9 protein-coding genes and 2 rRNA genes (1 of these 11 cut by a window edge) are annotated in these 13994 nt (G+C 55.0%); 8 read left to right on the top strand and 3 right to left on the bottom strand.

Annotation, left to right across the window (positions count from 1 at the left end; translation table 11 throughout):
* Both GAO09_RS02940 and rrf read left to right on the top strand, forming a co-directional pair.
* Nucleotides 1–2329 (top strand): 23S ribosomal RNA (locus GAO09_RS02940); it begins 473 nt to the left of the window's first position.
* Nucleotides 2330–2431: 102 nt separating this feature from the next.
* A 5S ribosomal RNA gene (gene rrf / locus GAO09_RS02935) occupies nucleotides 2432–2546 on the top strand.
* A 614-nt stretch (nucleotides 2547–3160) separates the two neighbouring features.
* Here the strand turns inward: rrf and GAO09_RS02930 are convergent.
* The 3 genes from GAO09_RS02930 to GAO09_RS02920 all read right to left on the bottom strand — a co-directional run bounded on the left by GAO09_RS02930 (nucleotide 3161) and on the right by GAO09_RS02920 (nucleotide 7171).
* Nucleotides 3161–4381: a hypothetical protein gene (locus tag GAO09_RS02930; protein ID WP_153352532.1), complete on the bottom strand. Its 1221-nt coding sequence runs from the start codon at nucleotides 4379–4381 to the stop codon at nucleotides 3161–3163.
* A 154-nt stretch (nucleotides 4382–4535) separates the two neighbouring features.
* Nucleotides 4536–5192 carry a phosphoketolase family protein gene (locus GAO09_RS02925; protein ID WP_153352531.1) on the bottom strand — a complete coding sequence of 219 codons (657 nt, stop codon included), beginning with the start codon at nucleotides 5190–5192 and terminating at the stop codon, nucleotides 4536–4538.
* A 404-nt stretch (nucleotides 5193–5596) separates the two neighbouring features.
* Nucleotides 5597–7171, bottom strand: a complete 1575-nt coding sequence (locus tag GAO09_RS02920) for an arylsulfatase (protein WP_153352530.1) — start codon at nucleotides 7169–7171, stop codon at nucleotides 5597–5599.
* A gap of 558 nt (nucleotides 7172–7729) precedes the next feature.
* Between GAO09_RS02920 and GAO09_RS02915 the strand changes: the two genes are divergently transcribed.
* The 6 genes from GAO09_RS02915 (at nucleotide 7730) to GAO09_RS02890 (ending at nucleotide 13973) form a co-directional block, all read left to right on the top strand.
* A complete protein-coding gene (locus GAO09_RS02915) occupies nucleotides 7730–9085 on the top strand; it encodes a DUF3300 domain-containing protein (protein WP_153352529.1) in 1356 nt (451 codons plus the stop codon).
* Between the two features lie 20 nt (nucleotides 9086–9105).
* Nucleotides 9106–10041, top strand: coding sequence for a DUF2950 family protein (locus GAO09_RS02910; RefSeq protein ID WP_153352528.1), 936 nt, complete (start codon nucleotides 9106–9108; stop codon nucleotides 10039–10041).
* 34 nt (nucleotides 10042–10075) lie between these two features.
* Complete coding sequence (locus GAO09_RS02905; RefSeq protein WP_153352713.1) at nucleotides 10076–10507, top strand: cysteine rich repeat-containing protein; 432 nt, start codon at nucleotides 10076–10078, stop codon at nucleotides 10505–10507.
* A gap of 4 nt (nucleotides 10508–10511) precedes the next feature.
* Complete coding sequence (locus GAO09_RS02900; RefSeq protein WP_153352527.1) at nucleotides 10512–11084, top strand: OmpA family protein; 573 nt, start codon at nucleotides 10512–10514, stop codon at nucleotides 11082–11084.
* 67 nt (nucleotides 11085–11151) lie between these two features.
* Entirely contained in the window at nucleotides 11152–12363 is a 1212-nt protein-coding gene (locus GAO09_RS02895) for an alpha/beta hydrolase (RefSeq protein WP_153352526.1), read from the top strand.
* Nucleotides 12364–12773: 410 nt separating this feature from the next.
* Complete coding sequence (locus tag GAO09_RS02890; RefSeq protein WP_153352525.1) at nucleotides 12774–13973, top strand: hypothetical protein; 1200 nt, start codon at nucleotides 12774–12776, stop codon at nucleotides 13971–13973.
* The last annotated feature ends 21 nt before the right edge of the window (nucleotides 13974–13994 follow it).

Below are 13994 nucleotides of genomic sequence, written 5' to 3'. Positions count from 1 at the left end.
TCGTGCATGACCGATAGCGAACAAGTACCGTGAGGGAAAGGTGAAAAGCACCCCGACAAGGGGAGTGAAATAGAACCTGAAACCGGATGCCTACAAGCAGTCGGAGGGCGCAAGCCTGACGGCGTACCTTTTGTATAATGGGTCAACGACTTAGTGTAACTAGCAAGCTTAAGCCGGTAGGTGTAGGCGCAGCGAAAGCGAGTCTGAACAGGGCGATTTAGTTAGTTGCATTAGACCCGAAACCGAGTGATCTAGCCATGAGCAGGCTGAAGGTTGGGTAACACCAACTGGAGGGCCGAACCCGCATCTGTTGCAATAGATTGGGATGACTTGTGGCTAGGGGTGAAAGGCCAATCAAACTCGGAGATAGCTGGTTCTCCGCGAAATCTATTTAGGTAGAGCGTCGACCGAATACCCTCGGGGGTAGAGCACTGGATGGGCTATGGGGACTCACCGTCTTACTGATCCTAACCAAACTCCGAATACCGAGGAGTACTAGTCGGCAGACACACGGCGGGTGCTAACGTCCGTCGTGAAAAGGGCAACAACCCTGACCTCCAGCTAAGGTCCCCAAGTCATGGCTAAGTGGGAAAGGATGTGAGGATCCCAAAACAACCAGGATGTTGGCTTAGAAGCAGCCATCATTTAAAGAAAGCGTAACAGCTCACTGGTCTAAATAAGGGTCTTTGCGCCGAAAATGTAACGGGGCTAAAGCCATGCACCGAAGCTGAGGATGTGCACGTAAGTGTACGTGGTAGCGGAGCGTTCCGTAAGTCTGTGAAGGGGGATCCGTGAGGACCCCTGGAGATATCGGAAGTGCGAATGTTGACATGAGTAACGATAAAGGGGGTGAGAGACCCCCTCGCCGAAAGACCAAGGGTTCCTGCTTAAAGTTAATCTGAGCAGGGTTAGCCGGCCCCTAAGCCGAGGCAGAAATGCGTAGGTGATGGAAACCACGTTAATATTCGTGGGCCTGGTGGTAGTGACGGATCGCGTAAGTCGTACTTTCTTATTGGATTGGAAGTGCGGCGGGGCGGTTCCAGGAAATAGCTCCACCATTATAGACCGTACCCGAAACCGACACAGGTGGTCAGGTAGAGTATACCAAGGCGCTTGAGAGAACTATGCTGAAGGAACTCGGCAAATTGCACGCGTAACTTCGGAAGAAGCGTGACCCTCTTTTACGCAAGTGGAAGAGGGTGGCACAGACCAGGGGGTAGCGACTGTTTATCAAAAACACAGGGCTCTGCGAAGTCGAAAGACGACGTATAGGGTCTGACGCCTGCCCGGTGCTGGAAGGTTAAAAGGAGAGGTGCAAGCTTTGAATTGAAGCCCCAGTAAACGGCGGCCGTAACTATAACGGTCCTAAGGTAGCGAAATTCCTTGTCGGGTAAGTTCCGACCTGCACGAATGGCGTAACGACTTCCCCGCTGTCTCCAGCATAGACTCAGTGAAATTGAATTCCCCGTGAAGATGCGGGGTTCCTGCGGTTAGACGGAAAGACCCCGTGCACCTTTACTATAGCTTTACACTGGCATTCGTGTCGGCATGTGTAGGATAGGTGGTAGGCTTTGAAGCAGGGACGCCAGTTTCTGTGGAGCCATCCTTGAAATACCACCCTTATCGTCATGGATGTCTAACCGCGGTCCGTTATCCGGATCCGGGACAGTGTATGGTGGGTAGTTTGACTGGGGCGGTCGCCTCCGAAAGAGTAACGGAGGCGCGCGATGGTGGGCTCAGACCGGTCGGAAATCGGTCGTCGAGTGCAATGGCATAAGCCCGCCTGACTGCGAGACTGACAAGTCGAGCAGAGACGAAAGTCGGTCATAGTGATCCGGTGGTCCCGCGTGGAAGGGCCATCGCTCAACGGATAAAAGGTACGCCGGGGATAACAGGCTGATGACCCCCAAGAGTCCATATCGACGGGGTTGTTTGGCACCTCGATGTCGGCTCATCGCATCCTGGGGCTGGAGCAGGTCCCAAGGGTTTGGCTGTTCGCCAATTAAAGCGGTACGTGAGCTGGGTTCAGAACGTCGTGAGACAGTTCGGTCCCTATCTGCCGTGGGTGTAGGAATATTGACAGGATCTGTCCCTAGTACGAGAGGACCGGGATGGACATATCTCTGGTGGACCTGTTGTCGTGCCAACGGCATAGCAGGGTAGCTATATATGGAATGGATAACCGCTGAAGGCATCTAAGCGGGAAACCAACCTGAAAACGAGTATTCCCTATCAGGGCCGTGGAAGACGACCACGTTGATAGGAGGCGTGTGGAAGTGCAGCAATGCATGAAGCTTAGCCTTACTAATAGCCCGATTGGCTTAATTGTTCTCATTGATCAATGCTCATCGCCCAAAAGGCATGACGCATAAGACGTGTTCAAAATCACTCGCAGAGTGAACCAGCTTCTCTTCACATTGCCCTTAAATGACCTGGTGGTCATGGCGGGGCGGCCGCACCCGTTCCCATTCCGAACACGGCCGTGAAACGCCCCAGCGCCAATGGTACTCCGTCTTAAGACGCGGGAGAGTAGGTCGCTGCCAGGTCTTTTAAAGGCAATGCCATAAGCGCAAATCCAAAGGATTTGTCGCGATAGTGGAAAAACAAATCTTCTCAGCACGAAAACAAACGGCCCCTGGCCAATACCCAAGGGTCGCCGAAAGCGGCCCTTCGTCGTTTGTAGAACAAAATGAATAAGGATGGTTCACAGGCTCTAGCCGGTGCGCCCCTTACAGGAGACAAAACCCAAAGGGTTTTGCTCCGGCACAGTGCGCCAACGCCTTCGCGTTGGCGTCTCGCACAAACCAAAAGGTTTGTGCTCGTCNCAAAAAATAAAATCTCCCGAAATCTCTCGAAAAATATCTCGAGCCTCAACCCTCAATCCAGCCAAGCAAGACGCATCCTGGACGTTCTAAAGTGACGTTATAAGCCTCCAATGTCGGCATCAAACGACGCTTGGACTGTTCGTCGGCATAGTTTCGCGCTAGCAAGATTAGCTTGAAAATGGCGATCGCGGTTTGGGTCGGATCGAACTGTGTTTTCAGCCTGTCAATTTTCGCTTTAAATTCTCTGGCGGCTCTTAGGGCGGCTCAACGTTATTGCTGTTGGGAAACGTGTTCGATCGACATCTTGCAGCGACTTTTCATATCGGCCTCACTCCTCACAAAAGAAGGAGTTTCTTGAAAACAGACAAGACCTCCTTTGCCGGAATGTGGGTGGCTCCAGCAACAGAAAAGGGCAGAAGCGCGGCCGCAGCCAAGGGCAGGAGCATGCTTCTGTCAACCAGCAAGCTTGAAACCTTGCCTACCTGTTCATATTGCTTCGTCATGTCGGGGCCTGCCAAATCCTCTTTTTCGCTCGGGTCATTCGCAGCGACATTTTCTCCTAAAGCGTGCCGTTCCGACGATCGCTGGAAGATGGTGGCTTGAGCCGAGATTTTCTGGAGAGACGCCTCCTTGACGGCGCGGATAGGTTGGGAAAACGCCAACAGACCTGCCGCGAAAAACACGAGCACGATGAGCAGCCATGCCCCCATGACCGTGGCGAAGGTGGTTGCGGAGAGTGCGGACTGACCTGCGTGCTTCCAAAGAGCTGCCGCGATCGCACAACTGGCTCCGAAGACGAACGGCCAGTAAGCATTTGGATAGTTTCCAAAAAATGACAGACCAGCTTTGCCATCGGGATGCGTTGCTACCAGGCGCAAATTAAAGCAGGCAAGACGATGTAGAAAACCGACCAGGACGACATGACGCCACAGGCAACGCAGGAATAGAAAGAAGAAGAGTGGGATACTAACGAATAAACACCACCAGCCAGCAAGCGTAATGACGGTTTCGTCGACCTCCTGCGTTGCTGCCCACGTCAAGACGGACCCATCTCGATGGCTATCGAAGGCAAAAGCGCTGGCCGCGACCGCGAGGAGAAGGCAAATGACCTCTGCAAAACCTGCGTTTTTTCTTCTTTCCGCCAAGGAAGCCGCCTTGCCCTGCAGGGCTTGTGAACCTGTGGCGACGAGCGCGGTGTGATCGAATTGGCTCAATTTTTCGTCCACAGTAGCCTCGATCCTTTTCTCCGCGAGGATGAAGCAGCCGACACCGATCAGAAATCGGCTGAGGGGAGCAGGATCAGAAAGGTAATCCGACATTGCGCTTGAAGATCCGGATAGAATCGGAAGCGTCAGAAATAGCGGCACAGCCCACGCCAGGCTTACATAAAGGGCGGCTCGTGGCCACGCCCGCAAATCCGTTTCATGAACAAGTCCAAGCTTTCGTTGAATGTGAAAAAAGGGCCCGCCATGGGCGAGGCGCAACGCAAGCGGTCTGCGTGGTGCAACGCCTGGCGGGCCCTTCTCGGGAGGAACATTGATTGGTTGTTCGCTCATGTCGTCCCCTACAAGGACAGGAGTTTCGGCTCAACGAAAGTATGTTACTGTAAACTGACGTTTCGCGGGCCTGGCTGACGGCTTCTTCTCCGCGATGGAATGCGGATCGGAACCTGATTAGGCCCGGGATACCTGTGCTCGATGGTTTCCTATTTTAACTCATCAGAACTATCGCGGGCCATTGTGGGACTGTAAAAGCACTGCCGACACGACGCGCATTCTTTTGATAAGCGCCTATAAGCTCGAATGCAGCGCCAATCTTGGCACGCAATTTCTCATTCAGGTCCGTGTTTCCCTCATTTTTGATGAGGAATGGTAGGTAGCCGTTGTCGGTGAGTGCGTTTTCAAGTTTGACGACGCCTCCACGGTATGCCGCGCACATGCTCGCTCTGATCCTGACGATTGGCAGTACAGCGCCGTCGCGGGCGGGATCGACGAACTCCCTCCATTGCAGAAGCTTTTGTGACGGTTTTCCCGAAGAAGGGTGGGTATCAATCAAGCAAGCGGTAATGGCGTGCGGTTTGCCAACCACGCTGTCCAGCAATTGCCGAAACAGATGCTCGTCGTAACGGCGGGTCTGCCGGCCGCCTTTGTCTTGTTTCTTCAAAACCTGCGTGATCTCATCGTGATCGTAGCGAGACGCGTCATTGGCGAAATTGAAAAGGAGAGGGCCTTCTTTGCAAACAGTCTTTGTCATGGGAACGCTTGAAGCGGCCAAGATGAAAGCGTCTACGACGAGATCGACTGACGAACGGCTGCGTTTGCTGCCGCTGTCTCGCACGTCCATTTGGATATACGATTGGTTTTCCATTGGAGTTCCCGAAGGTAGACGGGAAGGCGCTGGCTCACGGGTGCCGTGAGCCGGTCTTGCCCGCCGAAATTGGGCTATTGCGTCAAACGACTTCCTCAGTGGTTCTTGGATCTGGTTGATCCAGAAGCTTGCGCCTCCCTGGGCTGATCGGCAGTCCTTGAACGTTCCCAAGAAACGCCCACACGCTGTTATTGGTCGCAGCTTGGCCAAAGTTTTGGCTCGTTTCAAGCACCACTACTAAGCGGGAAATGGCGGGAATGGGCCATCAGCAGTCTTCGCGCAGTCGGTCGTATGGTAACAGCAATCGAAACAAGAGCGTCGGATCCCGATGGGTCCTATTCATGCTTCACATGAAGCGAAAATTCCGCCCGGACGAAACGTCCGGGCCCATTGTTGATGCCTATTTACCGTCCGCCACCCATTGTATTGAACGACGCGTTCAGCCTTTCCTGAATTTGATCTATAGAGAAGCTCGCAGGACGTTGCGCGGGTGGGTAGTCCTTGAAGGTAGCAAAGAATTTTGCCACTTCCGCTTGGGCTGGAACTACGAGATAGGCATGCTGAAAGAGCCAATCCCAGTATGTGTTCGACGTGATATCCGCCTTTTCGTAAGGGTCAGCACGCAGATCGAACATCTTCGGGAGGCGTAGCTTGGTAAACGGCTCAGCCCAAATTGCCATTGTGCCATTTACCCGCTGTTCCTCGAAAACGAGCTTCCAGTTTTCGTAGCGTAGGCTGACAAGATCACCGTCGTCATTGAAGTAAAAGAACTGCCGACGGGCACTGGTCGGAGCTTTTCCAGTCAGATAGTCGAGCTGGTTAAAGCCGTCGAGGTGGTTTTTATAGTTCTTGCCGCCGAGTGAGGTACCCTTCAGCAGGCGATCTTTGATGTCGATGTCCCCCGTCGCGGCAAGCAGCGTTGGAAACCAATCGAGGCCAGACACGATCCCATTCAATTGGGTCGCTGGCTGTATATGCCCAGGCCAACGAACCATCGCCGGAACTCGAAATGCGCCTTCCCAATTGGAGGTCTTCTCGTTCCGATACGGAGAATTCGCGGCGTCCGGCCACGTATTCTCGTGTGGGCCGTTGTCGGTCGTATAGACGACGATCGTATTGTCTGCGATGCCCATCTCATCGAGCGAATTCAGCACGTCGCCGACAATCCCGTCGTGCTCCACCATCCCGTCTGCATATTCGGTTGGAGCGGTTAGACCCGGCGGACTGCGGTGGGCGTCGCTGACATGGGTGCGTGCATGCATGCGCGTAGTGTTGAACCAAGTGAAGAAAGGCTTGCCTTGATCATGTTGGCGCTTCATGAAATCGATAGCAGCGGCAGACGTCTCGTTGTCGATAGTCTCCATGCGCTTGCGGGTGAGCGCCCCGGTGTCCTCGATCCTACCATCTGCAGAGGCCTTGATGACGCCTCTAGGGCCGTATTGCTTCCGGAAGCTTGGGTCCTGCGGGTAATTGCGGTCTTCCGGCTCTTCCTCGGCGTTTAGGTGGTAGAGATTGCCGAAGAACTCGTCGAAGCCGTGGTTTGTCGGAAGAAACTCGTCACGATCACCAAGATGGTTTTTGCCAAACTGACCGGTGGCATAGCCTCCCTGCTTGAGCGCCGACGCAATCGTGGCATCGCTGCTCTGGAGGCCGATAGGGGCGCCAGGTAAACCAACCTTGGAGAGACCGGTCCGCAACGTTGCTTGGCCCGTGATGAAGGTTGACCGCCCTGCCGTGCAACTCTGCTCGGCATAATAGTCGGTGAAAATCGCGCCTTCTTTAGCGATGCGGTCAATATTTGGTGTTCGATAGCCCATCACCCCCATCGTGTAAGCCGAAACGTTGGCTTGGCCGATGTCGTCGCCAAAGATAACAAGGATATTCGGCTTATTAGGGGGCGGGGTTCGGGACTGTTGTGCAAAGCTGGAGCTGCTGAGGAGCAGCACTGCTAACGCAGCAAGTTTGCCAGAAAGTCTCATCGGTCAAGCCTCCGTGGTTCTCAGATTACAGATGGCAGAATTTCATGAGAGCGAGCAGCAACTCTCATTGAGAGTGACGGAAATTTAGTGCCAGCTAACCTGTCAATGCAGAAGTACGTTACAGTTAATCCTGATGTAACGATGGAGTCCGCTGTGGACCAAAGGCGCCTAAAGCGCTGCGTTCGTTGAGAGTAAAACTGCCGAATTATCTTGTGTATTCGGCGCTAAGCGAGCTTTTGACATATGAGCAAGGCGTCTCGTCAAGTCGCCGGTGAGACGGCCGTTGAATGTCACCGATGGCTCAGCCGAAGATGCTGGAAGCAGCGAAAATACTTCGATGTACATCTTACAGGCGAGTGCTGCGGGATCACGGCGTTGAGCACCGGCCTGTGCAGGCAATATCGTCATTTACAGTAACGTACTTCCACGCCTCCCACTTTTTTGGTGCGCTGTCCGAAGGCTCAAGAGAATTCAGGATGCCGACTTTCGGTGAGCACCAGCTCCATGCTGCTGCGTTGAAGCTGCCGTCGGTTGCGCAGTCAGACAGGAGTTGTGTCGATGCTTTATAAATCCTCCCGCGGGCTTCGATGGAAGTTCGCAGTCTCCTTGGCTGCAGCGGCATCGATCATTGTCAGCGATCAAGGGCTGAGGGCGCAACAGCCTTCCCCGAGGCCAGCAACGCCCGTTGAGTCCGCGCAAGAAGCTTCTTCCGGTCTACTCGATGACAAGCAAATGCAGGTGCTTGTCGCTCGCATAGCTTTGTATCCGGATGCGTTGGTGGCTCTGACGACATCCGCATCGCTCTTTCCGCTGCAGATCGTCGAAGCGGCGCGGTTTCTCGACCAGGTCAAGTCGACCCCCTCACTGAAGCCGAAAGAGGATTGGGATGGAAGCATCGTTTCTCTGCTGAACTATCCGGATGTCGTCAAGATGATGAGCGACGATCTCGAATGGACCCAGCAATTGGGTGATGTGGTCGCCAATCAGCAGAAGGATATGCTGATCGCGATCCAGACATTACGCGACAAGGCCGTGGCCAACGGGCTTATCAAGGATGATGACAAGATCAGTGTCGTTCAGCAGAACGACAATGTGGTCATCCAGTCGGCGAACCCCGAAAAGATCTATGTTCCGCAATATGAGCCGCGGATGCTCTATGACGAGAGCTACGCCCCGGCACCGATCGGTTATTATCCCGAGCCCTATCCGAATTATGTCTATCCGACCGCGACCTATTTTGCCGGCTTTGTGACCGGCGCCGTGTTCGGAGCCGTTGTCGACTGGAACGACTGGGGTGTCTGGGGTGGCCGGTTCGATGGAAACGATATCGATATCGACTGCGATCATTGCATGAACAACCGCAATGGAAAGATCGATTTCAACAATGCCGACTGGAAGAACATTGACCGAAGCAAGATCAAGTTCGACCACAATCAGTTTTCAAAGATCGACGGCAATAATTTCCGCAACAGGCTTGAAGCCGGCGGCAACAATGAAGTCCGTGCCAAGGCAAAATCCGTAAGATCCCACGCCGCCAATATCGAACGTGCAAAAATTTCTCCTTCGACCATCAAGGACGTACGGGCCAACAAGGTGCGCCAGCAGGCCGGAGGCGTGCGCGATCATGCCAGTCGTTCGCCAGAGGCGCATCGCGCCCAGATCAATCCGCGCCCTCAGGCCCAGCGGGGCAGCGCTCGCCACTCCATGGCGGCAAAGAGAGATCATCGTCCAAGCCGACCATCAGGGCTCGGGGAAGTCAGGCCGCGCAGTCAAGCCAGAATGCATTCTCAACGAGGTGGGCTGTCGATGGGAGGCGGTCACCATGCCGGTCCACGCGGCGGCGCCCATATGGCGGCCCATCGGGGCGGTGGTGGCGGACATGCCCGCATGCCCCATGGCGGGCGTCGCAGATAGGTAGAGAGAAGGATCTTGTCATGCGTGTAGGTAGAAAATCTTCCGTCCCAATGACGGTTGCTGCCGGCCTCTTGATGCTGCCGGTGACAGTGAATTCCGCAGAGGGACCAAACCTTGATGGACTTATCTCCGAAGCGCCTTCGCAGGAGTTTTCATCGGCAGATGAAGCCATGTCTGCCTTCAAGGAGGCTGCTGCGGCTTCTGATCTCGACAAGCTTGCCGCGATCATCGGACTGAACGCCGACCGTCTCAAATCGACCGAAGGCATCAATGATGTGGTCGCGCTGGTCAAGGAAGGTGTGTCCCGACGCATCGGCCTTGAGACGAACAAGGACCAGAGCATCATCGATATCGGCGACATCATGTGGCCTTTCCCATTTCCCATCGAAAAAATGGAGAATGGAAAGTTTGCCTTCGACCCCGTTACCGGCGTCGAGGAGATCGTCAATCGCAGGGTTGGCGAAAACGAAATCGAGACGATCGAAACCGTCCTCGGTTACATCGATGCGCAGGAGGAATATGCCAGCGAAGATCGCGATGGCGACGGTGTGCTGGAATACGCCCAAAAACTCGTGAGTAGCGCCGGCCGTGCCGATGGCCTGTATTGGCCGGAGGGGCAAGGGTTGGGATTCAGCCCTGCTTCCTCCTTTATCAATTTCGTCCAATTCAATTCGAAGGAAGAGAAGGGCTATTTCGGTTACCGCTACAAGGTTCTCTCCCGCCAGGGCAGCAATATCGCCGGTGGCGCCTATGACTATGTGATCAACGGAAACATGATTGCCGGTTATGGGCTGGTGGCCTGGCCGGTGAAATACGGCGAGACCGGCGTGAAAACCTTTGTCGTCAATCGCAACGGCATCGTCTACCAGGCCGATCTCGGCGACGAAACGGACAAGATCGCGCCTAATATCAGCCAGTTCAATCCGGATGATCGATGGAGTGTGACCGATGATTAAAACGTCGCGGCACGCACGCATGAGGCAATTTAACATGGGGCGCACGATGAAAGTGGTGAATGTCGCCGTGGTCGGCATGTTGCTACAATTCGCCGGCATGACAGCCGTTCAGGCACAGACCCTCAGCTATGGCGAGGCGATGACAAAACTGGCGCAAGACTGCGGCTCCGATGTCAAGAAACACTGTGACGGTATCAATCTTGGCAGCGGCAGGATCGCCGAATGCCTGCAAAAGAACAGTGCGCGGATATCGCCGACGTGTTCGGGATCGCTGACGACCGTGTTCACTTCGGTCGAGAAGCGCGAGCAGGCACAAGGCGCGTATGAAAAGGTGTGTCGAGGCGATATGGCGCGGCGCTGCAAGGGCGTGAAGGGAGACGGATACATTCTGGCATGCCTCAACAAGGCCCATAGCCGGGTTGGGAAAGAATGCAATCAGACCATCATCGATGCCGGCTGGAGGTAAGGTTATGAGAAAAATTATCCGCCTCTCGCTGCTGGCTGGTTTGGGCGTTGGGCTTTCGGCAAGCCTTGCCGCGGCCCAAGCCGTCTCGGAGCAACGCATCGTCACCAGCCTCGGCAAGCTGACCAGCGCCACCCCCATCGTTGATGTCGAACTCTTGCGACAGGAGGCGATGGCCGGCGGAACCATGGCGTCTCTGCCGAACTGGAGCAAGGTCACAAAACTTCCTCAGATGGTTGTCGAAATCGACTTCAAGAACAATTCCGTGATGATCGAACCGGGCTCCTATCGCACGCTTGGCCTGATCGCCGACGCGCTTCATCATCCCAATCTCTGGGACTACAAATTCCTGATCGTTGGCCATACCAGCGCGACAGGCAGCGCGGAGCACAATCTCGATCTCAGCCAGCGGCGGGCGGCCGCAATTCAGGAAATTCTGGCGACCACTTTTGCCATTGCTCCCGAAAGGATTTTTGCCGTCGGTGTGGGCGAGAGCTTTCCCATCGAAGCTTCCAGGGCTGATGCCGCAAACAACCGGCGCGTGCAGCTTTTCAATCTTGGTCTGTTCACATCACGATGATGTTCGGGGATGTTCGGAGGCGCGTCATGTCCGGTTCGCGTCCGGCCCGAGGATTGATGGAGCCGACATGAAGATCAAAGCCATCCTTTTGTCCGTAAGTGTTCTGCTTTCATCCTGCGGTCATCCGACCGGCGTCATGACCCCGGTTGCGGTTGCTTCATCAACAGCGAAGACCAGTCATGTCGACATGCTGGTTGCAACAACGCGTCAGCCATCCGGAAGCCCCGCAACCTTGTTTTCCGGCGAACGCAGTCCCAAACCGTTCATCACGGATATTTCTGTTTCCATTCCAGCAAAACGCGAGCCCGGAACGGTGCAGTGGCCCAAACGCTTGCCGCCGGATCCAAGAACGGATTTTGCCGTCACGCGGGTCCAGCAGGTGCAAACAATTGCGGACGGGCGGGCATGGTTCCGTCGACACGTGGTGGCCGGCCACGCGCTGGTTTTCGTTCATGGCTTCAACAACACTTACGAAGATTCAGTCTTTCGCCTTGCCCAGATCGTGCACGACAGCGGAATGCGCGCAACGCCGGTGCTATTTACCTGGCCTTCGCGTGCCCAGTTGACTGCCTACGAATACGACAAGGAAAGCACCAACTATTCACGCACCTCGCTGGAGCAGACACTGCGCGTGCTGGCGGATGACAAGGATGTCAGGGAAATAACCGTTCTTGCCCATTCAATGGGCACCTGGCTTGCAATGGAAGCGTTGCGGCAAATGGGAATCCGCAACGGCCACGTCACCAGCAAGGTAAAAAACGTCATCCTCGCTTCGCCGGATATCGATATTCAGGTGTTCGCCAAGCAGTTTGCTGAAATGGGAAAGCCCGCGCCGAAATTTACAATCTTTGTTTCCCAGGATGACAGGGCGCTTGCCGTCTCAAGCCTGATCACAGGCCGGGTCGCACGCCTTGGCGGCATAGACCCGACAAGCGAACCGTATCGGTCCCGCCTCGAGGAGGCCGGGATCACCGCCATCGACCTCACGAAGGTAAATACGAACGATCGCCTCAACCATGGAAAGTTTGCCGAAAGCCCCGAAATCGTCAAGCTCATCGGCACACGACTGATAAACGGCCAGACACTCACTGACAACAATATCACGCTCGGAGACGGTGTTGCGGCAGTTGTCGGAGGGACAGTGCAAACCGTTGGCAAGGTTGCAGGCGGAGCCGTGGCAGCGCCTTTACAGATTGCGAAAAAAACTGCCGTTACTGATCCGGAGGATGTGAAGCAGACCCTTGATACGGATCCGCAGGCTAACCCGCTCGGCCATTGACGCCCTGTCGCCTGAACAAGGTGCAACATCGGCATTTACAGTAACGTACTTCCGCTTCTCGAGGCATTTGAGCAGGCTGCGGCGATAATCGACGATCATGTTGCGAACCAACAAGACTTCGGGGGCCACGCCATTTGAAACCGACACGTCCCAGAGCTAGCTCTTCAGTCAGCGTCGCTCGTTTGCGACGAGCTCCCTCTCACGCAACAATGCGGAATTTGGCTTTTGTCATCGGCCAGCATTTCCAGCAAACGTGGTGCCAGCCCAGACTGTCGCTGCTCCTGTCATCCGCCGCCTCAATCGCATTGTTGGGCTGTTTGAGCGTCCGTCCAGCCTATTCTGATTGCGTCGAAAGCGCACCGGGGTCCGGTCAGTTCGACTGCTCCGGATCGGGGCCGGGACCGAGCTTTTTGGGGCAGTCCGTCACGATCAACGCTGATGGGACAACAAGTTTCACCAGCGACGTGTCGGTCACGGGACCAGGCACAAGCGTTCTGAACAACTATGGCACCTTGACCAATGGTCTCATTGCCACGAGCAATGACCGCTTTACCCTCAACAATCACGGCCTGATCGATGGCAATATCACCCTTGGTGGCGCCGGCACCAATTTCATCATCAATTATGGAGATGGAACGGTCCAGAATGGCGTGAACGGCACCGGCAGTTCCGACGATACAGTCATCAACAACGGCTTTTTTGCCGGGGCCATCAGCCTTGGCGGTGGTGATGATGTGCTTGGGCTCCTTGCCGGAACTGTGCAGACATCCGTTGACATGGGCGCCGGTGATGACCGCTTCACCTGGGTCGTCGGAAATATCGCAGCCACCGTACAAATGGGGGAAGGCAACGACACTGCCAATCTCGATTTTCTGACGCAGTCCAATCTGACTGCCGGAAAAATCGTCGATGGCGGCTCCGGAAACGATATACTCAACTGGCACCGCAGCTCGAACGATAGCGGGTCCGGTGGGGGCGATCACCCGACCAATTTTGTCAATTGGGAAGAGATCAATCTTCTCGACGGGTCTCAGATGACCTTCATCTACACAACGGGCGTGCTGACACTGGGAGATGCCGCGACCGGGACAGGCACGATTTCGATCGACTCTACCAGCAGGATCAATGCTGGAAATTCCTATGGCTTCGGCATCGTTCCGTTTGATACAGTGCAATCGGTCACACTGCAAAATGCCGGTATCATCGATCTGACAAATGATATTCCCGGCGATGGTTCGACGTTACATGACACATTTCGCGTCAAAGGGAATTATGTCGGACAAGGCGGGTCGCTCTGGCTGCACACGTATCTGGGCACGGACAACTCCCCCTCGGATCAACTGATCATCGATTCAGGTCAGGCCAGTGGATCGACCGGGATCTCGATCACAAACGTCGACGGACAAGGCGCCCTGACGAGCGGCGATGGTATCCGCGTCATCGATGCGATCAACGCGGCGACGACGACAGCAAGCGCGTTCAGTCTGAATGGCCCCGTCGCTGCCGGACCGTTCGAATACTACCTTTATCGCGGCGGTATAGCTCAATCGACGGATACGGACGACGACTGGTTCCTGCGCAATACTGTGCAGCCCTCGTCAGGCTCATAACCTGAAGGCCGCAGGTTCAAA

The sequence above is a fragment of the Endobacterium cereale genome, assembly GCF_009617585.1.
In the GTDB taxonomy this organism is placed as follows: Bacteria; Pseudomonadota; Alphaproteobacteria; order Rhizobiales; family Rhizobiaceae; genus Neorhizobium; species Neorhizobium cereale.
This window is presented reverse-complemented; position numbering and strand designations above follow the sequence as displayed.